This is a genomic window from Plantactinospora endophytica (assembly GCF_016862915.1).
GTDB classification, from domain to species: domain Bacteria; phylum Actinomycetota; class Actinomycetes; order Mycobacteriales; family Micromonosporaceae; genus Plantactinospora; species Plantactinospora endophytica.
This window is the reverse complement of sequence record NZ_BONW01000004.1, coordinates 156,330-181,657: the sequence shown is the minus strand read 5'-3', so window position 1 is coordinate 181,657 and position 25,328 is coordinate 156,330. Positions and strand designations below refer to the sequence as shown.

At 73.0% G+C, this 25,328-nt stretch carries 20 protein-coding genes and 1 pseudogene; 5 read left to right on the top strand and 16 right to left on the bottom strand.

What is annotated here, in order from left to right; all coding sequences use genetic code 11:
• Positions 1-113 precede the first annotated feature (113 nt).
• Together Pen02_RS06525 and Pen02_RS06520 are read left to right on the top strand one after the other, a co-directional pair.
• The gene (locus Pen02_RS06525; protein ID WP_203865013.1) at positions 114-953 is read left to right on the top strand and encodes a metallophosphoesterase; all 840 of its coding nucleotides are present in this window, start codon (positions 114-116) and stop codon (positions 951-953) included.
• 534 nt (positions 954-1,487) lie between these two features.
• On the top strand, positions 1,488-2,363 hold the full coding sequence (locus tag Pen02_RS06520) for an alpha/beta fold hydrolase (protein ID WP_239140153.1): 876 nt from the start codon (positions 1,488-1,490) through the stop codon (positions 2,361-2,363).
• A gap of 158 nt (positions 2,364-2,521) precedes the next feature.
• On the opposite strand, the gene Pen02_RS06515 is transcribed toward Pen02_RS06520, so the two are convergent.
• Together Pen02_RS06515 and Pen02_RS06510 are read right to left on the bottom strand one after the other, a co-directional pair.
• Positions 2,522-3,601 (bottom strand): trypsin-like serine peptidase, encoded by a 1,080-nt coding sequence (locus Pen02_RS06515; RefSeq protein WP_203865011.1) that lies wholly within the window; start codon positions 3,599-3,601, stop codon positions 2,522-2,524.
• A 168-nt stretch (positions 3,602-3,769) separates the two neighbouring features.
• Positions 3,770-4,174: a P-loop nucleotide/nucleoside kinase family protein gene (locus tag Pen02_RS06510; protein WP_203865010.1), complete on the bottom strand. Its 405-nt coding sequence runs from the start codon at positions 4,172-4,174 to the stop codon at positions 3,770-3,772.
• Between the two features lie 379 nt (positions 4,175-4,553).
• Between Pen02_RS06510 and Pen02_RS06505 the strand changes: the two genes are divergently transcribed.
• Entirely contained in the window at positions 4,554-5,153 is a 600-nt protein-coding gene (locus tag Pen02_RS06505) for an NADPH-dependent FMN reductase (RefSeq protein ID WP_203865009.1), read from the top strand.
• Here the strand turns inward: Pen02_RS06505 and Pen02_RS06500 are convergent.
• The 6 genes and pseudogenes from Pen02_RS06500 to Pen02_RS06475 form a co-directional block, all read right to left on the bottom strand.
• The gene (locus Pen02_RS06500; RefSeq protein ID WP_203865008.1) at positions 5,141-5,845 is read right to left on the bottom strand and encodes a GNAT family N-acetyltransferase; all 705 of its coding nucleotides are present in this window, start codon (positions 5,843-5,845) and stop codon (positions 5,141-5,143) included. The genes Pen02_RS06505 and Pen02_RS06500 overlap by 13 nt on opposite strands.
• Before the next feature lie 388 nt (positions 5,846-6,233).
• On the bottom strand, positions 6,234-7,709 hold the full coding sequence (gene gatA, locus Pen02_RS06495; RefSeq protein WP_203865172.1) for an Asp-tRNA(Asn)/Glu-tRNA(Gln) amidotransferase subunit GatA: 1,476 nt from the start codon (positions 7,707-7,709) through the stop codon (positions 6,234-6,236).
• Positions 7,710-7,714: 5 nt separating this feature from the next.
• Entirely contained in the window at positions 7,715-8,056 is a 342-nt protein-coding gene (gene gatC, locus Pen02_RS06490; protein WP_203865007.1) for an Asp-tRNA(Asn)/Glu-tRNA(Gln) amidotransferase subunit GatC, read from the bottom strand.
• A gap of 614 nt (positions 8,057-8,670) precedes the next feature.
• A pseudogene (locus Pen02_RS06485) lies at positions 8,671-10,731 on the bottom strand (putative bifunctional diguanylate cyclase/phosphodiesterase); the annotation flags it as partial.
• Positions 10,732-10,912: 181 nt separating this feature from the next.
• Positions 10,913-13,042 (bottom strand): NAD-dependent DNA ligase LigA, encoded by a 2,130-nt coding sequence (ligA, locus tag Pen02_RS06480; protein ID WP_203865006.1) that lies wholly within the window; start codon positions 13,040-13,042, stop codon positions 10,913-10,915.
• A 123-nt stretch (positions 13,043-13,165) separates the two neighbouring features.
• Positions 13,166-14,074, bottom strand: coding sequence for a LysR family transcriptional regulator (locus tag Pen02_RS06475; RefSeq protein WP_203865005.1), 909 nt, complete (start codon positions 14,072-14,074; stop codon positions 13,166-13,168).
• A 128-nt stretch (positions 14,075-14,202) separates the two neighbouring features.
• On the opposite strand from Pen02_RS06475, the gene Pen02_RS06470 reads away from it, so the two are divergent.
• Positions 14,203-15,117: a DMT family transporter gene (locus Pen02_RS06470; protein ID WP_203865004.1), complete on the top strand. Its 915-nt coding sequence runs from the start codon at positions 14,203-14,205 to the stop codon at positions 15,115-15,117.
• Positions 15,118-15,152: 35 nt separating this feature from the next.
• Positions 15,153-16,475 (top strand): MFS transporter, encoded by a 1,323-nt coding sequence (locus Pen02_RS06465; protein ID WP_203865003.1) that lies wholly within the window; start codon positions 15,153-15,155, stop codon positions 16,473-16,475.
• Positions 16,476-16,495: 20 nt separating this feature from the next.
• Here the strand turns inward: Pen02_RS06465 and Pen02_RS06460 are convergent, their stop codons facing one another.
• The 8 genes from Pen02_RS06460 to Pen02_RS06425 all read right to left on the bottom strand — a co-directional run bounded on the left by Pen02_RS06460 (position 16,496) and on the right by Pen02_RS06425 (position 25,147).
• Positions 16,496-17,515 (bottom strand): ADP-ribosylglycohydrolase family protein, encoded by a 1,020-nt coding sequence (locus Pen02_RS06460; protein WP_203865002.1) that lies wholly within the window; start codon positions 17,513-17,515, stop codon positions 16,496-16,498.
• A gap of 53 nt (positions 17,516-17,568) precedes the next feature.
• The gene (locus Pen02_RS06455) at positions 17,569-17,943 is read right to left on the bottom strand and encodes a VOC family protein (protein ID WP_203865001.1); all 375 of its coding nucleotides are present in this window, start codon (positions 17,941-17,943) and stop codon (positions 17,569-17,571) included.
• A gap of 35 nt (positions 17,944-17,978) precedes the next feature.
• Positions 17,979-19,016, bottom strand: coding sequence for a methionine synthase (locus tag Pen02_RS06450; protein WP_275413556.1), 1,038 nt, complete (start codon positions 19,014-19,016; stop codon positions 17,979-17,981).
• Between the two features lie 147 nt (positions 19,017-19,163).
• Positions 19,164-20,471, bottom strand: coding sequence for a low temperature requirement protein A (locus Pen02_RS06445; RefSeq protein WP_203865000.1), 1,308 nt, complete (start codon positions 20,469-20,471; stop codon positions 19,164-19,166).
• Positions 20,472-20,694: 223 nt separating this feature from the next.
• On the bottom strand, positions 20,695-21,774 hold the full coding sequence (mnmA, locus tag Pen02_RS06440) for a tRNA 2-thiouridine(34) synthase MnmA (RefSeq protein ID WP_203864999.1): 1,080 nt from the start codon (positions 21,772-21,774) through the stop codon (positions 20,695-20,697).
• 225 nt (positions 21,775-21,999) lie between these two features.
• Positions 22,000-23,178 (bottom strand): cysteine desulfurase family protein, encoded by a 1,179-nt coding sequence (locus tag Pen02_RS06435; RefSeq protein WP_203864998.1) that lies wholly within the window; start codon positions 23,176-23,178, stop codon positions 22,000-22,002.
• 201 nt (positions 23,179-23,379) lie between these two features.
• Entirely contained in the window at positions 23,380-24,339 is a 960-nt protein-coding gene (locus Pen02_RS06430) for an electron transfer flavoprotein subunit alpha/FixB family protein (protein ID WP_203864997.1), read from the bottom strand.
• A gap of 28 nt (positions 24,340-24,367) precedes the next feature.
• Complete coding sequence (locus tag Pen02_RS06425) at positions 24,368-25,147, bottom strand: electron transfer flavoprotein subunit beta/FixA family protein (RefSeq protein ID WP_203864996.1); 780 nt, start codon at positions 25,145-25,147, stop codon at positions 24,368-24,370.
• Between the last annotated feature and the right edge of the window lie 181 nt (positions 25,148-25,328).

The following is a 25,328-nucleotide window of genomic DNA, read 5'->3' as shown; positions in this document are numbered from 1 at the left end:
CGCGGTAACCCGACGTGACGAGCGACGACCGAGCAGAGGGCGAGCGGCCAGTGTGGAGATCGTCGCCGAGATAGTCTCGCCAGAGACGGTTGCGGCACGGTCGAGGAGCGGCGATGGCCCGGATAGCGGTGATCGGTGACGTCGGAGGCCATCCCGAGCAGCTCCACGCCGCGCTTCGGGCGCTGGGCGCGGATCCCGACCGGCCCAGCCTGCCCGACGACCTGACCGTGGTGCAGGTCGGCGACCTGGTCGACCGTGGCCCGGACAGCCCGGCGGTGCTGGACCTGGTCCGCCGGTACCTCGACAGCGAGCCGGAGCGGTGGATCCAGCTCGCCGGCAACCACGAGGCGCAGTACCTGCCCGGCGGTACGCCGTTCTGGCCGGAGCAGCTCGACGAGGCCGGCGTCGAACTGCTCCGCTCCTGGTGGGCGGCGGGCCGGCTGCGGGTGGCCGTCGCGATCCGGACGGCCGACGCGGAGGACCTGCTGGTCTGCCACGCCGGCCTGACCGTCGGCGCCTGGCGGGAACTCGGCGAGCCGCCGAGCGCGGCGCTCGCGGCCCGACTGCTCGACGGACGACCGCAGCCGCTGCTGTTCCGGGGCGGGGAGTTCGGACTGGACCGGACCGCTGGGCCGTTCTGGGCGGAGGCGGGCTGGGAGCTGCACGAGCCGTGGCTGGAGTACTACGCCGGGGGCGGGTTCGTGCCGTTCGGCCAGGTACACGGGCACTCCCAGGTCGTACGCTTCGACGACCGCACCTGGCGCTGCCCCGGCCGGGTACGCCAGCGGGCCACCGCCGACTGGTCCGCCCGGCACGTCCGGGTACGCATCGGCGGCCGGGTCTTCACCGGTGTCGACCCGAAACACGGGCGTACCGGGGCGGCCCGCTGGGAGCCGCTGGTGCTCGACGGCGCCCGCCTGCTCACCGGCCACGAACTCCCCGAGCCCCACTGAGCCGGACGAAACTCCTGAGCGGCCCGAGCCGGCCCAACTCCCGGAGCCCCACTGAGCCGGCCCAACTCCCGGAGCCCCGCCGAGCCGTCCGGGCGGCCGGGCCGAACCAGGCCGCGGGCACCGGCGCGTCGCGGGCGTCCCTGATCACCCAGGGCACCACGCTGGTCCACGCCGACCTGCACAACGACACCCCGCGATGCAGGCCGGCCGGTTCTTCGCCACCCGGGTCTCCGGGACATCGTCGACGGGCACTGGGTGGTGCTGCGGATCTCCGATCCGACGCAGCCGAACGCCAGCCCTGGGCCGGCGGACCATCCGTGCAACGACTGGGGCGTGGCGTACACCAGCCCGTGGTTCCTCCAGCCCTGAACCGCCAGGGTCCGTCGGGGTCGGCCGCCGTCGGCGCGCGCCGGCCCCCGTTGCCGCAAACCCGGATCGGGTACGTCCGCCAGCGTCGATACCCGCCCGGAGAGCGCCGGGCTGCGGGCAGGATGAGAGGAAAGGGGCAGATCGGGGGAAAACATGATCGGCGGAGTGCACCACCGGACGGCGACGGTCGACGGAATGGAGGTCTTCTACCGCGAGGCCGGCCCGCCGGACGCTCCCCCACTGGTCCTGCTGCACGGCTTCCCGACCAGCTCGCACATGTTCCGGAACCTGATCCCGGCCCTGGCCGACCAGTACCACGTCGTGGCTCCGGACCACATCGGGTTCGGCTACTCCTCGGTCCCGTCGCTGGGCGACTTCCCGTACACCTTCGACGCGCTCACCGACGTGACCATGAGCCTGCTGGACCAGCTCGACATCCGCCGGTACGCCGTCTACATGCAGGACTACGGTGCGCCGATCGCGTTGCGGCTGCTGCTGCGCCGACCGGAGAGCATCTCCGCGATCGTCACCCAGAGCGGGAACGCCTACCAGGAGGGCTTCGTCGACAAGTTCTGGAAGCCGCTGTTCGCGTACGCGAAGGATCCTGGGCCGAAGAACGAGGCCGCCGCCCGGCTGGCCTTCACCGAGAAGGAGGTCCGGGCGCAATACGAGACCGGGGTGCCGGATGTCAGCCTGATCAGCCCGGACGCCTGGCACCACGCGATGGAGGTGCTCGCCCGGCCCGGCAACCACGAGAACCAGCTCCAACTCTTCCGGGACTACCAGACGAACCTGGAGATCTACCCGAAGGCGCAGGAGTGTTTCCGGCAGACCCATGTACCGCTGCTCGCGGTCTGGGGCGCCAACGATCCGGTCTTCGGCCCGGCCGGCGCGCACGCCTTCCAGCAGGACCTGCCGGACGCCGAGATCCACCTGCTCGACACCGGTCACTTCGCGCTGGAGACCCACGTCGACGAGATCGCCGGGTACATCCGGGAGTTCCTCGGCCGGACGCAGCGCCAGCCGGCGATGGCCCGATAACCCCAGGTACGCCGACGGCCCGGACGACTCCTCCGGACGACTCCTCCGGGCGACTCCCCCGGATGCCTTCTCGGGACGGCGGTGCCGGACGGCGACGGCTTCGGCGGACGAACCCTGGTACGGGTCCGCCCGCCGGAGCCGTTCCGACGATCAGGTGGTCAGAGGTTGCGGGTCTGGTTGTAGAGGGTCAGCGCGGTGTTGTCGAAGAACGGCGAGATCATGATCGTCGGGCTGACGATCCGGTCGATCCGGCTGTTGACGCCGTACAGGAAGCCGAAGTTGCCGTCCCAGTTGAGCAGCCAGCCGCCGCCGCTGGAGCCACGGGTCATGTCGCAGGGGATCCGGATGGTCTGGGTGGCGCCCTGGAACTCCGGCTGCGAGGTGCCGGAGCAGCGCAGCAGGTTGCCGCCGTCGAAGGGGGCCTCGGCCGGGTAGCCGAAGGCGTTGATCGGCACGTTCAGGCCCCGGTTGACGTCCAGGCCCTGCCCGCCGAGCCGGGCCACGATGTGCTGGCCGTTGAGCGTGTTCATGATCGCGACGGCCATGTCCTCGTTGAAGTTGGAGCTGGCGGTCCAGCCCGGCGCCGGGAAGAGCCGGGCCGCGGTCCAGGTGCCGAAGGGCCGGGGATTGGCCAGGTCGTCGTCGAACGCGGGCACGAAGGACCAGTTGGTGGCCAGCGCGCCGCCCGGCCCGCCGGGGTGGGTGCAGTGCCCGGCGGTCCAGACGGTGTCCTGGCCCTCGGAGTTGACCACGGTTCCGGAGCAGACGAAGTTGCCGCCGCCCATGGTGAAGAAGACCTTGCCGCTGGTCCGCGCGGTCGGGTGGTTGGAGGCGAAGTTCGGGTTCAGCGCCGCCGGCACCGGACCGCTGCTCGGCATGCCCAGTTCACCGGCGGCCGGCGGGACCGTCAGCCGGGCGCCCCGGTCCACCGACCGGCGGGTGGCCTGGCCGCTGTCGACGTACCGCTCGACCGCCTGCTGGTAGGCAGGTGACTCCTCGACCGGCTGTGCCGCCCGCATCCGCTCCGGCGTCCAGTACGCCACGATCGCCTGGTGCTCGGTCGCGTTCGGCCCGTACGCGGCCCGCCCGGCCGCCCACGCCTCGGCGGTGGCGCCGGGGTCCAGCCCCGGTGCCGGTGCGGCGGTCGCCGACTGGCCCAGGGCGAGCGCCGGTGCCGCCATCACCAGGGCGACCGCCACGGACGTCGCCCAGTTCGCCCTCTTGGACAGGACTCTCATGGAGTGACTCCTCCTCGGTAGGCATGTGCGCCGGACCCCCGCCGGCGCCGCTACTGGAGAAGATGCTCTTCGATGTCCGGGTACGTCGCCGGGGATCCTGGACCCGGTTGGACACGACTGGACAACCGACCCGGCACCGGCCCGTCCACCCGGCCGGCGTCAGCCGGCTCAGAGCTCTCGGAGCTGGTAGTCCGCTTCCTCCGGGCCGACGATCTCGTAGAGCACGTCGAATCCCTCCGCCCTGTGCGGTCGCCGTCTCAGCTGGCTGTACTCCGGTTCGTACTCGAGGATCCAGGGCATGCCCAGCTCCGGTGGCCGCGCCCAATAACCGACCACCCGTGCGCCGTTCGTCCTCGCGCTGCGGATGACGGCGCGTCGAGTACTCCGCGAGGACGCGTCGACGACCACGTCCCGACCGCCGGTGAGGACCCGCTCGATCTGTTGGAGGAGCTGCCGCTCGCGGTGCCGCTTCGCGGCCGGATCGGGTCCGACGCGTATCGCCTGTGCCGGAAGTTCGCGCTCCAGGAACGTACTCGACAACGACAGTGCCATGAGGACGACCACGCTCCGCATCCCTCCTCTGTACCTGCCGGCCGCAATGTGGCGTGAGCCGCCAACGCGCCGGGCCGCCCCGTCAGACCGGGTAGCTGAGGGTGGCGAAGTTGTCGGCCTCCACCTGGTGCTTCTCCTAGTTGACGAAGTAGGAGCAGAGCACGACGGTGAAGCCCGTCCTGGGCCCCTCAGCGGTGTTGCGGATCCGCACGGACCACAGGTTGGCGAACCCGGGCTCGCGCCGGGCACCCTCGTACGGGTCGTCCGTCCTGCTCAGGATCCACTTGATGACGACGAGAACCAGGTCCTGGGACGGCGACTCCCGCGCGAACCGACAGCGACGACAGCGACGACAGTCGAGCTTGACCTCAACATTCGTTGTGGTTCTAGCGTGGCCCGCATGACCGAGCCGGAACGCTCCCCCATCGTCCCCGCCCCGGATCTCACCCTCGCGGTAATCGTCGGCAGCGTCCGTCGACCACGGGTCGGCAGGATCGTCGCCGACTGGTTCACCGAGACGGCCCGGCGGCGTACGTACCTCGCCGTCGACCTGGTCGACCTGGCCGAGGTCGATCTACCGCTGTCCGGCACCCCGGCCGGCGGCAACCCGAACAGCCCGATCGCCGGCCGGCTGGCCTCGGCGGACGGCTTCGTGGTGGTGACCCCCGAATACAACCACAGCTTTCCGGCCGCGCTGAAGAACGCGATCGACTGGCACTATCGAGAGTGGATGTTCAAGCCGGTCGGCTTCGTCTCCTACGGCGCGTCCTCCGGCGGCATCCGAGCCGTCGAACAGCTCCGCCTGGTCTTCCCCGAACTGTACGGCGCCACCACCCGCAACGCGGTCGCCATCGCCGGGCCCCGGCGCCTGGTCGACCAGAACGGCACACTCGTCGTCGACGCACCCACCCGACAGGCCGCCGACACGATGCTGACCGAGCTGACCTGGTGGGCCCGCACCCTGCGCACCGGGCGCCGCGACAACCCCTATCCGGGGTGAGCCTCGGGCCGGTACGCCCCCGAGACGTCCGAGCGCACGACCCAGCCGAGGCTGCGGTAGAGGGCGCGGCCGTCGTCGGTGGCGACCAGGATTCCGGTACGCAGTCCGCCCGCCACCGCCCGGTCGCCGAGGGTACGCATGACGACGCCGCCGAGCCCTCGTCGCCGGTGCGCCGGCTCGGTCTCGACCTGGTCTACGATGCCGAACTTCCCGGCTGGCGCCAGCCGCCCCGACGCCGCCCGCTCACCGGCACCGTCCCGCACCGTGGCGACGACGACCCCGCTGCCAGGCTCGATGTCGACGCCGAGGGCGTACCCGGGCGGCGGTTCGACCGCGCCCGCGCGGAACGGCACGGTCATCAGGTAGCCGGCGATGTCGATCGTCCAGCCGTCGGGCAGGGCGGCCCGGAACTCGGCCGGATCGCCACTGGCCTTGATCCAGTTGCCGGGGGCGGTCAGTGCTCCGGCCAGCCGGGCGAGCGCCTCGGCGTCGTAGCTGTGCAGCACGTGGCGTACCCGATGACCAGGCAGGCCGACGTCGATCCGGAAGCCGCCGACCACCTCGACCGGCGCGGACGTCCCCCGGGAGACGGCCCAGCCGCGCCCCCAGGCGGTCATCAGCTCGGGAACGGAACCGTCCGGCGTGGCGCAGGTCTCGACGGCAGGAGCAGGGCTGGTGGAGCCGTGCGGCATGGTCGTCTCCCCGTGGCGGGATGGCCGGTCCAGCCCGACCTTATTGCAAAGTCTTGGCAATAAGAACGGAGGTGTGACAGGCGTCGCGGACCACCACCGGCCGGCGACAGCGCAACGGGCATCGCCGGTCCACCGAAACCGCCCGACTCACCAAAGCCGCTGAACTTACCGAAGGCCGGACTCATCAAAACCGCCGAAGCCGCCCGACGCACCGAAGCCGCCCGACGCACCGAAACCCCGGCTCGCCGAAGCCGCCGCACCGCTCACCAGAATGCGCGACAGCTCACTGCCCCCCGGCGGGCTCGGCACCCCGCCACGCCCGGAACCGGCGTCGGTTCCGGGGCGTGGCGTCGTCGATCAAGATGTCCGGAAGGAGATGGACCCCGGCTCAGAGCGCCGGCGGGGTGAGCGTGCCGATCACCGACTCCAGGGCGGCGCCGACCCGGTACATCCGGTCGTCCGCCATCGTCGGCGCCATGATCTGCAAGCCGACCGGCAGCCCCTCGGAGAGCCCGCACGGCACCGAGATGCCCGGTCCGCCGTACAGGTTGGTGGGGATGGTGAAGAGGTCTGCCAGGTACATCTGGTACGGGTCGGCGGTACGCGAGCCGAACGGGAACGCCACGAACGGCGTGGTCGGCGAGACCAGCACGTCGACCTGCTCGAACGCGGCGTTGAAGTCGCGGGTGATCAGGGTACGCACCTTCTGCGCCTGCCCGTAGTAGGCGTCGTAGTAGCCGGACGAGAGCGCGTACGTGCCGAGCATGATCCGCCGCTTGACCTCGGGGCCGAAGCCGGCGTCCCGGGTCAGCGACATGACCTCCTCCAGCGAGTGCACGCCGTCGTCACCGACCCGCAGTCCGAACCGTACCCCGTCGAACCGGGCCAGGTTCGACGAGCACTCGCTCGGCGCGATCAGGTAGTACGCCGGCAGCGCGTACTGGAAGTGCGGGCAGGAGACCTCGACGACCTCGGCACCGAGCTTGGTCAGCGCGTCGACGGCGTCCCGGAACGCGGCCATCACGCCCGGCTCGGCGCCCTCGCCGGAGAACTCGGTGACCAGTCCCAGCCTGACCCCGGTCAGGTCGCCGGTGGCACCGGCCCGGGCGGCGGCGACCACGTCCGGCACCGGCTGCGGGATCGAGGTGGAGTCCCGCCAGTCGTGCCCGCCGATCACCTCGTGCAGCAGCGCCGCGTCGAGCACGGTACGCGCACACGGGCCGGGGGTGTCCAGCGACGAGGAGAAGGCGACGAGGCCGTACCGCGACGTACCGCCGTAGGTCGGCTTCGCCCCGACGGTGCCGGTCACCGCACCCGGCTGCCGGATCGAGCCACCGGTGTCCGAGCCGATCGCCAACGGTGCCTCGTACGCGGCCAGGGCCGCCGAACTGCCGCCGCCGGAGCCGCCCGGAATCCGGCCCAGGTCCCACGGGTTCCCCGTCGGTCCGTACGCCGAGTATTCGGTCGACGAGCCCATCGCGAACTCGTCCATGTTGGTCTTGCCCAGCATCACCGTGCCGGCCTCGCGCAGCCGGCGCACGATCGTCGAGTCGTACGGCGGGCGCCAGCCCTCCAGGATCTTCGACCCGACGGTGGTCGGTACGCCCTTGGTGGTGAGCACGTCCTTGACCGCCACCGGCACCCCGGCCAGCGGGCCCAGCTCGTCCCCGGCGGCCCGCCGGGCGTCGACCGCGCGGGCGGCCTCCAGCGCACCGTCGGTGTCGACGTGCAGGAAGGCGTGCACCCGGTCGTCGACCGCGGCGATCCGGTCCAGGTGCGCCTGGGTCACCTCGACCGCGGACGCCTCGCCGGTGGCGATGAGGGCCGCGATCTCGGTCGCGGTCATCCTGGTCAGGTCAGCCATGGTGGTCACGCCTTCCCTTCCGCCGGGCCCTCACCACGGGGGCTGGGCGGCTCGTCCTCGTCCAGGATGCGCGGCACCCGGAACCGGTCCTCCTCGCTGTCCGGCGCCCCGGAGAGCGCCTCCGCCCGGGTCAGTCCGGGCACCACCACGTCGTCCCGCAGCACGTTGGTCAGCGGCACGGAGTGCGAGGTGGGCGGGATGTCCGCGGCGGCCACCTCGCCGACCCGCGCGACGGCCTGGAGGATCACGTCGAGCTGGCCGGCGAAGGTGTCCAGCTCCTCCTCGGTGACGGCGAGCCGCGACAGTCGCGCCAGGTGCGCGACCTCCTCGCGGGAGATGGCGGACATCGGTGCCCCCTTCATGCCTTGACGTCTTCGCGGCTTCCGCCGTCGGCTTCCCCGGCGCAGCCTGGCACGCGCGCCGTGACCTGAGCGAGTCTATTTGTGACCCCGAGTGCCGCCGTCCCCGACTCCCCCGAAGCCCGCCCCGGACGGGGTCGGCACCGTCGGACCGCCCGGCACCGTCGTCGCGGCTCCGTTCACTCCACGCTCGGATGCAGCCGGGCCGCCGCCTCGGCCTTGGCCGGCCCGCCGGACGTCCGGACCGACGCGGCCGGTTCGACCGGTACGTCCTGCTCGGTGGCCGGCACGGCCAGCACGTCCAGCTCGGTGGTCGGTTCGCCCACCCCGTCGGACGCGGTCCCCCCGCCCGACGCGCTCACCCCGGTCACCCCGCCGGGCGCGCTCATGGTCGGTTGGGCGAGCCGGCCGGGCCGCTCGCCGAGCTGCGCCGCCCCGTCACCGTTCCGGGTCGCCGTGTCGCCGTTGCGGGTCGCCGCTTCGCCATTCCGGGTCGCCCGGCCGACCGGGGCGTCCGGGCCGCTGTCCGGCCGGGCCCGGCCGCCGGCCGTGGTCCCGACCGCGTCGGTGGCAGCGCCGGGACCGGCACCGCCGGCACCGATCCGGGCGGCGGGACTGACCGGCCGGTACCGGGCGAGCCAGGCGACCAGGTCCTCGGCCGGCATCGGACGGGCGAAGAACCAGCCCTGCGCGGCCTCGCAGCCGGCCTCGTGCAGCAGCCGCCAGGTGCGCTCGTCCTCCACCCCCTCGGCCACGACCCGCAATCCCAGGGCACCGGCCAGCTCGATCACCGACCGGACGATCGCCGCGTCGTCGGCGTCGGCCGTCATCCCGAGTACGAACGAGCGGTCGACCTTCACCTCCGCCAGCGGCAGCCGGCGCAGGTGTTGCATCGACGAGTAGCCGGTGCCGAAGTCGTCGAGCGAGATCGCCACCCCGATCCGGTCCAGTCGGGTGATGGTGGCCAGCACCCGACGTGGGTCGGCCATCAGCGCCCCCTCGGTCATCTCCAACTGGATCCGCGACGGTGGTACGCCGTACTGGGCGAGCCGTTCCGCGATCTGGTCGGCGATCTCCCCGGTGTGCAGGTCGCGGACGCTGACGTTGACCGCCGCCCGCAGGTCCAGCCCGGCGGCGGACCACTTGGCGAGTTGCTCCACCACGTCGTCGACGACCCGACGGGTCAGCAGCCGCATCACCGCGCTCTGCTCGGCGACCCGGATCAGCTCCTCCGGGTCGACCATGCCGCGCCGGGGGTGCCGCCAGCGCAGCAGCGCCTCCACCCCGACCACCTCACCGGTGGCGATGGCGATCTGCGGCTGGTAGTAGAGGGTGATCTCACCTGCGTCGTCGGCGCCGTTCTCCAGTACCCGACGCAGGTCGGCGAGGAGGCTCAGCCGCTCCGCCGAGTTGTGGTCGGACTCGGCGGCGTAGACCGCGACCGGGTCGCCCCGGTGCTTCGCGTCGTACATCGCCACGTCGGCGTGCCGCATCAGGGTGGCGAAGTCGGCACCGTGCTCCGGATAGAGGGCGATCCCGATCGAGCCGCCGACGTCCAGCGGCAGCCCGTCGAGCGGTACGGGATCGGTCAGTTCCCCGACCACCCGGTCGGCGACCCGCCGGGCGTCCGCCACCCCGTCGAGCCGGGTGGCCAGGATGGCGAACTCGTCCCCGCCGAGCCGGGCGATCACGTCCGGCGGCCGTACGGCCACGGTCAGCCGGGCGGCGACCTCGACCAGCAGCCGGTCTCCGACGGCGTGCCCGAGGGCGTCGTTGACGTGCTTGAAGCGGTCCAGGTCGAGCAGCAGCAGCGCGAGTTGGCCGCCCGGCGCCTGTTTGCCGGCCAGTTCGGCGTGCATCGCCACCTGCTCGGTCACCTCGGCGCGCAGTGCCTCGCGGTTGGCCAGGCCGGTCAGCGGGTCGAGCCGGGCGAGTTGCTCGCGTTCGGCGGAGAGCCGGGCCATCCGGGAGACCGCGTAGAGCGGCAGCACCATCATCGGCACCAGCGCCGGGCTGGTCCGGGCGGCGGCGACCAGCACCGGGCCGAGCAGCAGCAGCGATCCGGTGGCCAGCAGCTCGAAGCCGAGCCCCTGCCGGATCCGGGCCCACCACCGGCCGCCGAAGCGCAGCCGTACCGCGCTGGCGACCAGGCCGTGGTTGACGGTCAGCCAGGCGCCGGCCGCACCGATCGCGAGGAGGACGTCGACCGGCCGGAGCCGACCGGTCACTCCGAAGCCGGCGCCTGGGGCGAGCCGGACCACCGCGTCGGCGGCGGCGAGCGCGCAGGCGTACTGGGCGATGTTGAAGACGGTGCGCCAGGGGGCGTACCCCATCCGCCAGCCGGAGACGACCACGGCGGCGGCCTGGACCACGATGGCCGGCCCCGGGCCCCACTCCAGCGCGATGGCGAAGGTGAAGCAGATCGACGGGAAGACGGACATGCTCCGCCGCTCGGCGTGCGGGCTGAACGGGCGGGCGTCGAAGGTGACCGCGAGCGCCGCCATCAGCCAGAACGCCAGCGGCAGCCGGGCCAGTTCGCCGGGCAGGGTCAGCAGCGACCCGGCGGAGACCCCGACGGCCAGGCCGACGACCGCCCAGACGAAGCCGAAGAACGGCGCCGTCCGATCTGGAGGGACGGAGTTCCGCAGCGCGGCGGCCTCCATGGGACCTCCCGAGCCTTCCGGTCAGGGCGCGGCGGCTGCCGCGCGGCGTGCCTCCCATGAAACGCCCTGACCCGGGCCGCGTGGGGGGCGACAGACGCGAATCGGGTCTAGTCGTGACTAACTTGAAATACTGCGCATCTTGCCCGACGATTTCAGTTACAGATTGCTGATCGATCCATTACTAATCGTCACTGATTGCGAGCCTACCCGCCGCCTCCGGGCCCTCCGTGAGCAGCGCCGCGAAGCCGGTCTCGTCGAGCATAGGCACCTTCAGTGCGGCGGCCTTCTCCGCCTTCGATCCCGGGTTGTCGCCGACCACCACGAAGTCGGTCTTCTTCGATACCGACCCGCTGACCTTGCCACCCCTGACCCGCACCTCCTCGGCCGCCCGGTCCCGGGTGTACTCCGACAGTGTCCCGGTCACCACCACGGTCAGCCCCTCCAGCGGGCGCGGACCCGCCTCGACCCGCTCCTCGGCCATCCGTACGCCCGCCTCGGCCCACTTGCGCAGCACCTCCCGGTGCCAGTCCACCTCGAACCACTCACGCAGGCTGACCGCGATCGTCGGGCCGACACCGTCCACCGCCGACAGTTCCTCCTCGCCGGCCGCCTCGATCGCCGCGACCGAACCGAACTCCCGGGCCAGCGCCTCGGCGGCGGTCGGGCCGACGTGCCGGATCGAGAGCGCCACCAGCACCCGGGCCAGCGGCCGGTCCTTCGCGGCGGCGAGGCTCTCCAGCAGCTTCTGCGCGTTCCGGCCGAGGCTGCCGTCCTTCTTCACGAAGAACGGCACCTGCCCCAGCCGCTCGGCGTCCAGGTCGAAGATGTCCCCCTCGTCGGCGATCACCCCGGCGTCGAGCAGCGCACCGACCGCCTTGAAGCCGAGCACCTCGATGTCCAGCGCCTCCCGGCTGGCCAGATAGAAGATCCGCTCCCGGAGCTGGGCCGGGCAGGTCCGGGTGTTCGGGCAGCGGATGTCCACGTCCGCCTCCCGGGACGGCGCCAGCGCGGTGCCGCAGGCCGGGCAGCGGGTCGGCATCACGAACTTCCGGGCGCCCTCGGGCCGCAGTTCGACGATCGGGCCGAGCACCTCCGGGATCACGTCACCGGCCTTGCGTACCACCACCGTGTCGCCGATCAGCACGCCCTTGCGCTCCACCTCGTGCGCGTTGTGCAGGGTGGCCCGGGCCACCGTCGAGCCGGCCACCTTCACCGGTCGCAGGTCGGCGAACGGGGTGACCCGGCCGGTCCGGCCGACGTTCACCTCGATGCCGAGCAGTTCGGTGGTGACCTCCTCCGGCGGGTACTTGAAGGCGATCGCCCAGCGGGGCGCCCGGCTGGTGGAGCCGAGCCGGCCCTGGATGGCGACCGGGTCGACCTTGACCACCACCCCGTCGATCTCGTGCTCGACGTCGTGCCGGTGCTTGGCGTAGTGGTCGACGTAGTCCTGGACGCCGGCCAGGTCCGGCACCACCCGCCAGCGGTCGCTGGTCGGCAGCCCCCAGCCGCGCAGCGCCGCGTACGCCTCGGACTGGGTGACCGGGGCGAACCCCTCCCGCGCCCCCAGCCCGTGTACGACCAGCCGCAGCGGCCGGCTCGCGGTGATCCTCGGGTCCTTCTGCCGGAGGCTGCCCGCCGCCGCGTTGCGGGGGTTGGCGAACGGCGCCTTCCCCTGCTCGACAAGTCCTGCGTTCAGGTCGGCGAAGGCGGCCACCGGGAAGTAGATCTCGCCCCGCACCTCCAGCAGCTCGGGTACGGGTTCGGTGCCGTCGGTCAGCCGCTCCGGCACCTCCTTCAGGGTGCGTACGTTCGCGGTGACGTCCTCGCCGATCCGGGTGTCGCCCCGGGTGGCGGCCCGGACCAGCCGACCCCGCTCGTAGGTGAGGTTGATCGCCAGGCCGTCGACCTTCAGCTCGCAGAGGAAGTCCACCGGACCTCCGGCGTCCCGCTCGATCCGCTCCACCCAGCCGGTCAACTGCTCCTGGGTGAACGCGTTGTCCAGCGACATCATCCGCTCGACGTGCGGCACCGGGGTGAACAGCGTGGAGAAGGTGCCGCCCACCCGCTGGGTCGGCGACTCCGGGGTACGCAGCGCCGGATAGCGCTCCTCCAGCGCCTCCAACTCGCGCAGCAGCGTGTCGAACTCGGCGTCCGAGACGATCGGCGCGTCGAGCACGTAGTAGCGGTACTGGTGGTCGGTGATCTCGGTGCTCAGCTCGGCGTGCCGGTCCCGCGCCCCGGCCGTCGGCTCCTCGCCGGCCGCCGCCTCCTGCTCGGCGCTGACCTGCTGCGGAATGCTTTCCTCGGACACCTCGACCTCCTCGACCTCCCCGCAAACGTAACCGCCGCCCCCGGTACGCACACCGCAGCCGGCCCGAACCGCCCCGGCCCGACCGCTGCTCCGCCACCCCCGACCACGGCCGGTCCGGTGCCGTCAGCTCGTGGCCGGCTCCGGGGCGGCGGCCCGGCGCAGCGCGTCGAGCAGTCCGTGCACGGCGGGTTGGGCCGGCGCCGACTCGCGGATCGCAGCGTAGATCGCCCGTACCGGCTCGGGGTTGCGGACCCGGCGGACGGCCACGGCCGGATGTCGGTTGCCCAGCCCCAGTTCCGGCACCAGGCTGACGCCGAGCCCGGCGGCGACGAAACCCTGGGCGGTGGCGTAGTCCTCGCTCTGCACCGCGAACTCGGGGCGGAAGCCGGCCGAGGCGCAGGCGTCCAGGATGGTGTCCAGGCACGGACCCGGCCACTCGCTGCCGACCCACGGCTCGCCGGCCAACTCGGCCAGGTCGAGGACCCGGCGACTCGCCAGCGGATGCCGGGCGGGCAACACCGCCCGGTAGCCGTCGTCGCACAGCCGCAGGAAACGGATCCCGTCCACCGGCGGCCGGTCCGGCGGGCGGACCACGAGCGCCAGGTCGGCCCGGCCGGCGCGTACCTCCAGCAGTGGATCCTCGGGGTCGGTCAGCCGCAGCTCGACCCGTACGCCGGGGTGGTCGCGGCGTAGTTCGGCCAGCGCGGGGGCCACCAGGGCGGCTCCGGCGGTGGCGAAGTAGCCGACCGTGACCCGCCCGGCCCGGCCAGCCCGCAGGTCGGCCAGCGCGCTCTCCGCCTCGGCGACGTGCCGGTCGATCTCGGCGGCGTGCTCGGTGAGCACCCGGCCGGCCTCGGTGGGCCGGACGCCCCGCCCGGTCCGCTCCAGCAGCGCGATCCCGGCCTCCTTCTCCAGCGCCGCCATCTGCTGGCTGACCGCCGACGGCGTGTAACCCAGCCCGCGTGCGGCGGCGGTGACGGATCCGCTGGTCACCACCGCCCGCAGCACCTGCAACCGGCGTACGTCGAGCATGTAGGGCAGCTTAACACCGCGTGCAGATCTTTTCTCTTGTCTAACAACAGCGGTCCGGGCCACGGTGGAACCCGACCACCCGACAGGAGGCGTACGTGCGCAGCGGCCAGCTCAGGACCGTTCTCCGGATGGCCGTCCTCGCCCTGCTCTGGGGCTCCGGCTTCCTCTGGATCAAACTCGCCCTCAACGGCGGCCTGACCCCGATCCAGATCACCGCCGCCCGCTGCGCCCTCGGCGCCACCGTCCTGCTCCTGCTGGCCCGTGCCGCCCGCCAACGGTTGCCGCGTGACCGCCGGACCTGGGGACATCTCGTGGTGGCGGCGCTGTTCTGCAACGCCCTGCCGTTCTTCCTCTTCGGCGTCGGCGAGCAGACGGTCGACTCCGGCGTGGCCGGCGTACTCAACGCCACCACGCCGCTCTGGTCACTGCTGATCGGGCTCGTGCTCGGCAGCGAGCGGGCCGGTCACCCGCTCCGGCTCGCCGGTCTGCTGCTCGGCTTCGCCGGTACCCTGCTGATCTTCGCGCCCTGGCGGCAACACGGGCTGACCAGCCCGGGCGCCCTTGCCCTGCTCGGCGCGGCGGCCAGCTACGCCGTCGCGTTCGCCTACATGGCCCGACACCTCACCGGGCGGCGGACCGGTCCGCTCGCGCTCTCCGCCGCCCAACTCCTCGCCGCGACCGGGCTGGCCGTGCCGGCGCTGGCCGCCGCGCCGACGGCACCGACCGCACCCACCCCGACCGCGCTGGCCGCCGTGGTCGTGCTGGGCGTCTTCGGTACCGGGATCACGTTCCACCTCAACTACCGACTGATCGCCGAGGAGGGGCCGACCACCGCCGCCACCGTCGGGTACCTGCTCCCGGTGGTCTCGGTGGCGCTGGGCGCGATCGTGCTCGCCGAACAGCTCAGCGCGCGGGTCGTCACCGGCATGACCGTCGTACTCCTCGGGGTCGGTCTCACCCGGTTCCGGCCCCGGACCCCGGACGGCACGCACCAGCCCGGCCGCACGGTGCCCGTCCCCGCCTCGACCGAACACGCGAACTGAACACACACCGAACGAACGCGCCGGACGAACGGACCATGCACCCGCACTCCCCGTGGCGGATCGCCGCCTTCCGTACCCTGTTCACCGCCACCACGCTGAGCCAGCTCGGCACCAACGTCGGGTACGTCGCCGTCCCGCTCATCGCCGTCGCCGCGCTGCACGCCAGCCCCGGCGAGGTCGGGGCGCTCGCCACCCTCGGCACCGCCGCCTTCCTGCTCATCGGCCTGCCCGCCGGAGCCTGGCTGGACCGGATGCGCCAACGACGGGTGCTGATCGCGGCGGACCTGGCCCGCGCCGGGCTGCTCGGCTCGATCCCGCTGGCCTGGTGGCTGGACGCCCTCACGCTCGGTCAGCTCTACGTCGTCGTACTGCTCACCGGCGCCGCGACCGTCTTCTTCGACGTCGGCTCGCAGAGCGTGCTCCCCCGGCTGGTCGGCCGCGCGGGCCTGGTGCAGGCGAACGCCGCCGTGGTGAGCCTGATCGCCGTCGCCAACGTCGCCGGGCGGGGCGCGGGCGGCGGCCTCGTCCAGCTCCTCACCGCACCCGTCGCGGTGGCCTGCGCCGCCGTCAGCCACCTCGGGTCGGCGCTCCGGCTCACCGCCATCGGCCCTGTTCCGCCGCCGCCCCGACCGGACCGACCCGCCGGGCTGGGCAGGCAGATCGGAGAGGGACTCCGGCACGTCTTCGGCAACCCGGAACTCCGGGCCCTCGCGCTCACCGCAGCGGTCGGCAACCTCGGCTCACAAATGATCAACACCATGCTGCCGGTACTGTTCGTCCGCGACCTCGACCTGCCGGCCGGCGCACTCGGCCTGTTCTGGGCGGCCGGCGGGGTCGGCCTGCTGCTCGGCGCCCGGTGCGCCCGGCCGGTCGCCCGCCGACTCGGCCACGGTCGCGCCCTCGGGCTCGCCGGAATCTGCATGGCGCCCGCAGCCCTGCTGGTGCCGACCGTCGACCGGGGACCGTGGTGGTGGCTGGCCGGCGCCGGTTGGCTGCTGGCGATGTCCAAGATCGGTCTGGACAACGTGCTCGGGGTCAGCCTGCGGCAGCGGATGACCACGGACGCCCTGCTCGGCCGGGTGAACGCCACCTTCCGGTTCCTGCTCACCGGCGCCCTCGCCCTCGGCGCGGCCGTGGCCGGACTGCTCGGCGAGTTGGTCGGCGTACGGGTCACCCTGTGGGTGGGTGCCGCGCTGCTGGCCACGGCCTTCCTACCCGTCTTCGTCTCACCGGTCCGTACCCGCCGCGAACTGCCCCGGCAACCCGACCCGGAACAACCCGCTCCGGGGCAGCTCGGATCGGGGCAGCCGGAAACGCGGCCGACCGAGTCCCCGGCCGACGCCGTCGTACCGGGATAAGCGGGCCGGGACGGGGCGGTTCAGTCCCAGGCGGCGCCGAGGGCGGCGAGCTGGTCGGCGTACTCGATCCGGTCGCGCCAGTCGGCGGGCCAGGCCGACATCCCGTACGCCGCGCCGACGAACGCGCCGGCCAGGCAGGCGATCGAGTCGGAGTCGCCGGAGGTGGTGGCCGCCCTGGCCAGGGCCGACACCGGGTCGTCGTGGTGCCGGATCGCGCAGAACAGGGCGGTGGCCAGCGCCTCCTCGGCGATCCAGCCCGCACCGGTGGCCGCGCACGCGTCGGTCCCGTCGTCGGGCGACGCCAGTGCCGCGTCGAGCGCGTCGAGCACGCCGAGGCACTCGTCCCAGCCTCGGCTGATGAAGGTGACCGGGTCGTCGACCGCCGGCCGCTGCCACAGGTCGCCGAGCCAGTCCGCCCGGTAGACGGCGCGCTGCCGCTGCGCCCGATCCCGCAGCAGGCCGGGCAACTCGGTCAGCGCGGCACCGTCCCGCAGCACCCGGACCGCGTACGCGGTCAACTCGCTCGCGGCCAGCCCGGTCGGATGACCGTGGGTCAGCCCGGCCTGCAACTGGGCGACTCCGGCGAGCGTGTCCAGGTCGTACCCGGGGATCAGGCCGACCGGGGTGACCCGCATGTTGGCGCCGCACCCCTTCGAGTCGGCCACCGTCGCCGCCTGCCAGCGCAGCCCGTCGGCCAGTCCGCCGCAGGCACGCAGACAGGTCATCCCGGGGGCGCGGTTGTTCTCCGGGCTCTGTGCCCAGGCGACGAAGCGCTGCCGGAGCAGCGGCTCCAGCACCTCGGGGGTGACCGCCGGGCCGGCGTCGTGCAGGGCCCAGCCGACCGCCAGTCCCATCTGGGTGTCGTCGGTGACCCGCGCCGGCTGCCCGGTCAGCTCGCGGGGACCGTCCGGGCCGTACCGCCGCTGGATCTCGGCGACCGGCAGGAACTCGGTCGGCCCGCCGAGCGCGTCACCGTAGGCCAGCCCGAACAGCGAACCGGAGGCGCGGGCGGGGGTCGGCGCGGCAACCTGATCGTGCATGGCGGCCATCCTCCCCGAGCGGTCCCGGAGCCGCCACCCGCCCGACGGACCGCTCAGTCGTCCCAGCAGAGGCAGAACGGGTGGCCGGCCGGGTCGGCGTAGACCCGGAAGCCCTCGCCCGAGCCGGGCAACCGGGTGGCGCCGAGCGCCAGCACCTTCGCCTCGGCCGCGTCGACGTCCTCGACGGTGACGTCGAGATGGAACTGCTGCGGGCGGTCCGGATCGGGCCAGCGCGGCTCGCGCAGGTTGACCGCGCGCTGGAAGGCCAGCCGGGGATGTTGCCCGGGACCGCCGCCGAGCACCACCCAGCCGTCCTCGTCGTCGGCACCGCGATCGTCGATCGGCAGCCCGAGCACCTCGGAATAGAAGCCGGCCAGGGCCCGCGGGTCCGGGCAGTCGATGACCACAGAACGCAGTTGACCAATCATGGGTCCATCCTGCCCATGGAATGTGACAGAAAAACCTACTCCTCGGCGAGTCGGCGGCCCGCGTCCCGGCAGGCGGTCAGCACGGTCCGGGCGTACTCGTCGGTGGCGCCGGCCAGCCCGCAGGCGGGGGTCACCACCACCTGCTCCGCCAGCCGGGCCCGAGGGAAGCCGAGCCGGTCCCAGAGCTGGCGTACCCGGTCGGCGACCTGGGCCGACGACGGCCCGCGCCCGGCCGTCGGCGGCAGCGTCGGCGCGGCCCCGGCGAAGAGGCCGAGCCCCGCGTCGATCGCCTCGCCGACCGGATCCAGCTTGTCCAGCAGGGCCAGGTCGAGCGCGACCGCGACCGCGCCGGTGGACCGGACAAGTTCCAGGGGTACGTCCCGGGCGCAGCAGTGCAGCACGACCGGCGCTCCGGCCGCCGACACCACCCGACGGAGCAGTCCGGTCGCCGTCCCCGACTCGACCGGCCGGTACGCCCCCAGCCCGCTCTCGGTCGGAATCCGCCCGGCCAGTACGGCCGGCAGCGCCGGCTCGTCCAGTTGCAGCAGAACCGTGGCCCGGGGCAGCCGGCGGCGGACCTGCGCCACGTGTTCGCGCAGCCCGTCGGCGAGCGACTCGGCGAGTTCCCTGACCGCGCCCGGGTCGCGGAGCATCCGGCCGCCGACCGGCAACTCGACGCTGGCCGCCAGGGTGAGCGGACCGGCCGCCTGGACCTTGAACGTGCCGGTGAACTCACCGGCCTGCTCGGTCATCTGGTCCAGGTCACGTTCCAGCAGGTCGAGGGCGTTGCGCAGGTCCCGCCCCGGGCGGCCGGCGATCCGCCACCGGGCGGCGTACAGCTCGACCGGCAGGTCCACCAGCAGCCCGGCGCTCCGGCCCACCAGGTCGGCGCCGGGCCCTCGGCCAGGCAGCTCGGGCAGGTGCGGTACGGGCAGCTCGCCGAGCACGATCCGCTGCGCCTCGGCGATCTCGGTACCGGGCATCGACCCGATGCCGGTCGCCGCTCCGGCCGGCCACGGCCATCCTGGTCCGGTCGTCCCCGCCGCTTCCGCCGTCTGCTGTTGATCGGTCACGTCGGCAGGTTATCCCGGCGCCGGGCGGCCGTCGGCCTCCTCCCCGTCCGGCCCCACGCCAGCGCCGTCCCGCCGCTGCTCCCGCTGCACTTCGTCCACCCGCCGCTGTTCCCGCGTCTCCTCGTCCGCTCGCCGCTCCGCCACGGCCTACCGGCGCTCGTCCTCGTCCTCCTGCCGTTCCGTTTCCCGCTCCTCCCGTTCCGCCGCCCGCTCCTCGCGCTCGACGTCCCGCTCCTCCTGCTCGGTCTCGCGCTCCTGGCGCCGTGCCTCCCGGCGCCGGGCGACGCGCTCGTTGCGGCTGGGCAGGTAGACGTAGACGACGAGCACGCAGAACAGCACGGTGAAGGTCACCGCACCCACCGCCAGGGGCGGGAGCCGGACCAGGCCCGGGACGGCGGCCAGCAGGAGAACCAACGCCGCGACGCTGCGCCGGATCGGATGGGCGTAGACCAGGCGGCCCATCAGCGTCCGCCCGACCAGGAACAGCACGGCACCGGCGACGATCGTCAGCGACCAGGAGGCCCGGGTCTCGTCGAGCGGGTGCATGATCATCAGCTCGGCACCGACCGCGGTGTGCACCGTTCCGGCGATCATGATCGCGTGGAAGTACGCCGCGTAGACGGCACCCCGGGGCTGGTTGCGTTCGATCGCCCCGCTGAGCCGCCCGCCGACCGGCACGAAGTACATCCACAGCATCAGTCCGGCGTTGCCGAAGGCGAGGGCGAGTGCCACGGTCTGGGTCAGCCCCGCCCCCTCCCGGGCGTACGTCAGGCCGCCGACCAGGATGATCTCGCCCAGCGCGACGATGTAGATCTGCTGGTACCGCTCGGAGAGGTGCTCGCCGACCACCCGCAACTGCGCCGGTTGCAGGCGCCCGAGCCAGGGCACCGGCCAGCCCTGCGAGGCGATGAAGTAGTCCATCAGGATCGCCACCAGCCAGAGGATCTCCCGGGCCGCCCCGGTCAGGACCGCCCCGGCCATCCACGGAACCGCCGAGACCGTGAACCAGACCGCGACCAGCATGCTCCGGCGTTGGATCGGATGACCGCGCAGCGCCGGCAGCAGCAGCGCGGCCCGGCCGAGGTGGACCAGGACGTACGCCCCGGCGAACAGCAGCCCGTGCCGGCCGTACGCCTCCGGGATGGCGGCGGACGCCACCAGGCCCACGAACATGATGCTGACGACGAGGAGCCGGATCAGCGGCTCGTTCGGGTTGAACCAGTCCGTCGACCAGGCGGTGGCCACCCACAACCACCAGATGGCGGCCAGCAGGATCAGCGTCTGCCCGGTGTTGCGCCAGTCGAGGTCACCGACCAGGCGGGTGGAGAGCAGGGTGAACGAGACGATGAAGGCCAGGTCGAAGAAGAGTTCGAGGAAGGACGCCTGACGGGAGTGCTCGCGCTGGCGGAGCAGCCGTGCCGGTCCCGACCGTTCCGGTCGCCGCCCCTCCGCCAATTCATCCGCCTTGCCTGGTCCGCCCCGGTATTCGTATCACGGGGCGACGCCGGGGTTCGGGCCGAACGAACATTCCCGGGAAGCGTCGCGCAGCGGCCCGGCGGACGAGTGCGACCGGCGGTCATCCGCCGACCACCGCCGCCACTTCGACCGACCGAGCGGGCTGGTCAGGTCGACGCCCCGGAGGGTCCACGGGTCCGGTGACGCCGGCCGGGCCGGCTGCTCAGGCGGTCGCGCTGATGGTGGCCGAGCCGAGTACCACGTCGCCGGCCGGATCGGGCCGGTACGCCACGATCGCCTGCCCGGCCGCCACCCCCCGGACCGGCTCGCGCAGCTCGGCGCGCAGCTCCGCACCGTCGAGCCGGACGGTGGCCGGCACCACCTGGCCGTGTGCCCGCAACTGCACCTCGCAGTCGAGCGCGGCGTCCGGGGCGGGACCGCCGGTCCAGACCGGACGCTCGGCGGCCACCGTGGACACCTCCAGCGCCTCGGCCGGGCCGACCGTCACGGTGTTGGTCTTCGGGGTGATCGAGAGGACGTACCGGGGCTTCCCGTCCGGGGCCGGTACCCCGAGCGACAGCCCCTTGCGCTGGCCCACCGTGTAGGCGTACGCGCCGCTGTGCGCGCCGACCACCGCACCGGTGCGGGCGTCGACGATCTCGCCGGGCGCCTCGCCCAGCCGGTCGGCGAGGAAGCCCCGGGTGTCGCCGTCGGCGATGAAGCAGATGTCGTGCGAGTCGGGCTTGTCGGCGACGGCGAGGCCCCGGCGGGCCGCCTCCTCGCGTACCTGTGCCTTGGTCGAGTCGCCGAGCGGGAAGATCGACCGGTCGAGTTGCTCGCGGGTGAGCACCGCCAGCACGTACGACTGGTCCTTGGCCAGGTCGACGCTTCGCCGGAGCAGCCCGTCCGGGCCGAGCCGGGCGTGGTGACCGGTGACCACCGCGTCGAAGCCGAGCGCCACCGCCCGGTCCAGTACGGCGGCGAACTTGATCTTCTCGTTGCAGCGCAGGCAGGGGTTCGGGGTACGCCCCGCCGCGTACTCGGCGACGAAGGTCTCCACCACATCCTCGTGGAACCGGTCGGCCAGGTCCCACACGTAGAACGGGATGCCGAGCACGTCAGCCGCCCGCCGGGCGTCCCGGGAGTCCTCCAGGGTGCAACAGCCCCGGGCCCCGGTCCGGTACGTCTGCGGATTACGGGCCAACGCCAGGTGCACGCCGGTGACGTCGTGACCCGCCTCCACCGCCCGCGCGGCGGCGACCGCCGAGTCGACCCCGCCGGACATCGCTGCCAGTACCCTCACCGGTCCATCCCCTCCACCCGACGAGCGTAGCCGGCCCGGCCGCCGGACCCTGCCGGCCACCACCCCGGCGGGCCGCAGCCGGAGGTCGAGCCCGAGCGGCGAGAAGAGCCGGAACGGTCAGCACCGAGGCAGGCCCGGTCGGGACGGTCAGCACCGAGGCAGGCCGGTCGAGCCCTACAGCACCCGGACGGACGGGCCGGGACAGCAGGCACCGGCCGGGACGAGTCAGCCCCGGGCGGACTTGATCGCACCGGCCCGGCGGGCCCGCTCGACGACCCCGGGCAGCGCGGCGACCAGCGCGTCGACGTCCTCGGCGGTCGAGGTGTGCCCGAGCGAGAAGCGCAGCGACGACCGGGCCCGGTCGTCGTCGGCACCCATCGCCAGCAGTACGTGCGAGGGCTGGGCCACCCCGGCCGAGCAGGCCGACCCGGTCGAGCAGGCGATCCCCTGCGCGTCCAGCAGCATGAGCAGGGCGTCCCCCTCGCAGCCGGGGAAGGAGAAGTGCGCGTTGCCGGGCAGCCGGTCGGTCGGGTCGCCGTTGTAGAGCGCCTCCGGCACCGCCTGCCGGACCCGGGCCACCAGGTCGTCGCGGAGCGCGGCGACCCGGGCCGAGTATTCCTGCTGGGCCTTGACCGCGATCTCCACCGCGACGGCGAACGCGACGATCCCGGCGGCGTCGAGGGTGCCGGACCGGACGTCCCGCTCCTGCCCGCCGCCGTGCAGCACCGGGGTGCAGGCGACGTCCCGGCCGAGCAGCAGCGCGCCCACCCCGACCGGTCCGCCGAGCTTGTGCCCGGTGACGGTCAGTGCGGCCACCCCGCTGGCGGCGAAGTCGACCGGCACCTGGCCGACCGCCTGCACCGCGTCGGTGTGGAACGGAATCCCGTACGCGGCGGCCACCTCGGCGAGCGCGGCCACCGGCTGGACGCTGCCCACCTCGTTGTTCGCCCACATGGCGGTGACCAGGGCGACCTCGGCGGCGTGCGCGTCGAGCTCGGCGGCCAGCCGGTCGGGGTCGAGCCGGCCCGTCTGGTCGACCGGCAGCCAGTGCGCGGTCGCGCCCTCCCGGCCGGCCAGCCACTCGACCGAGTCCAGCACCGCGTGGTGCTCGACAGCGCTGGCCACCACCCGGCTCCGGCCCGGGTCGGCGGCCCGCCGCGCCCAGAAGATGCCCTTGACCGCGAGGTTGTCGCTCTCGGTGCCGCCGCCGGTGAAGACGACCTCGGACGGCCGGGCGCCCAGGGCCGCGGCGACCCGCTCGCGGGACTCCTCCACCCGGCGCCGGGCACACCGTCCGGCAGCGTGCAGTGACGAGGGGTTGCCGACCTCGCGAGCGGTCGCGGCGTACGCCTCCAACGCCTCTTCGAGCATCGGAGTGGTGGCCGCGTGATCAAGGTAAGTCATCAGCGTCCAGCCTAATGCCAGGAAATGGGCCGCTCACTCGGCCGGCCGGGCCGGCCCTGCCGGATCGCCGCCCGGGGCAGGCCGACCCGACCCGGCCCAACCAGCAACGGAACCCGGCCGGGTGCCCCTGGGGCGCCCCGGCCGGGTATCGCAGGTCACACAGTCGCCGCCGACGTGGTCACCGCCGACGGCGCCCGCCGGCTACCGCCGCTTGCGGATCTCCTCGGCGGCCTGCGGTACGACCTTGAAGAGGTCGCCGACCACGCCGAAGTCGGCCAGCTCGAAGATCGGCGCCTCGGCGTCCTTGTTCACCGCGACGATCGTCTTCGAGGTCTGCATGCCGGCCCGGTGCTGGATCGCGCCGGAGATGCCGAGCGCCACGTAGAGCTGCGGCGAGACGGTCTTGCCGGTCTGGCCGACCTGGAACTGGTGCGGGTAGAAGCCGGAGTCGACGGCCGCCCGGGACGCGCCGACCGCGCCGCCGAGCAGGTCGGCCAGCTCCTCCACCAGCTTGAAGTTGTCGGCGTTGCCGACACCGCGCCCGCCGGAGACCACCACCGACGCCTCGGTCAGCTCCGGCCGGCTGCCCTTCTGCTCGGCCACCCGCTCCACCACCCGGGCGAGCTTGTCGGCGCCGCCGAGCGCGACGTCGAGCTGCTCGACGGTGGGCGTGGCGGCGGCCGGGCTCGGGGTGACCGAGTTCGGCCGCAGGGCGACCAGCGGCAGCCCTCGGGTGACCTTCGAGGTGACGATGGTCGAGCCGGCGAAGGCGACCTGGGTGGCGGTGCCGTCGGCGGCCAGTCCGACCACGTCGGTGAGTACGCCGTTGTCCAGCTTGACCGCCAGTCGGGCGGCGATCTCCTTGCCCTCCTGGCTGGCGGCGAGCAGTACGGCGGCCGGCTGTACCCGGCGGACCAGCTCGGCCAGTACGGTCGCCTTCGGCGCCACCAGGTAGCCGTCGATCTCCTCGTGCTCGGCCGCGTAGATCTTCTCCGCGCCGTACTCGCCCAGCTTGTCGCCGAGCGCGGCGGCGGCACCGGGACCGCCGAGCACCACCGCGGCCGGCGTACCCAGCTCGCGGGCGAGGGTGAGCAGTTCGAGCGTGACCTTCTTGACGCCGAATTCGCGGGTCGCCTCGACGACGACGAGAACCTCAGACATGATCATTCCTCCTGATTCCCGGTCGTACTCAGACGAACTTCTCGGTGGCGAGGAACTCGACCAGCCTCGTACCGCCGCTGCCGTCGTCGGTGAACCGCTCGCCACCGGACCGCTCCGGACGGCGGCTGTGCGCGAGCACCGTGCTGGTGGCCCCGGCCAGGCCCACCTCGTCGGCTCCGATGCCCAGCTCGGCGAGGGAGAGCGTCTGCACCGGCTTCTTCTTGGCCGCCATGATGCCCTTGAAGGAGGGGTAGCGGGGCTCGTTGATGGTGTCCCAGACCGAGACCACGGCCGGGGTCGCGGCGGCGACCACCTCGTAGCCCTCCTCGGTCTGCCGCTCCACCGTGAGGTTGTCGCCGTCCACGGTCAGCTTGCGGGCGCCGGTCAGCGCGGCGATGCCCAGCCGCTCGGCCAGCATGTGCGGCATCACCTGCACCCGGCCGTCGGTCGACTCGGCACCGCAGAGGACCAGGTCGGCGCCGAGCTGGCCGAGCGCCGCGGCGAGCACCTTGGAGGTGGCCACCGCGCAGGAGCCGTGCAGGGCGTCGTCGAGCACGTGCACGGCCTTGTCCGGCCCCATCGACAGCGCCTTGCGGATCGACTCGGCGGCCTTCTCCGGGCCCATGGTCAGCACGGTCACCTCGCCGCCGTGCGCCTCCTTGATCCGCAACGCCTCCTCGATGGCGTACTCGTCCATCTCGTTGATGACGTTGTTTGCCGACCCCCGGTCGACGGTGTTGTCGTCACTGCGCAGGTTGCGGTCCGCGCCCGAGTCGGGCACCTGCTTGACGAGTACGACGATGTTCATCGCGCTTCGACGACCCTCCTGTTGTTGGCGATCCCCGCTGTTCGTGGCGATCCCGACCGGTTGCACGATTGCTCGGGAGCAGCCTCCCGCGTTCCTTAACGATCGGTCAACTGACGACCGACGCCCTGGCGTACGAGAAGGTGTGGCGTTACTTACGGCCAATGTTACCCGCAAGTAGCTT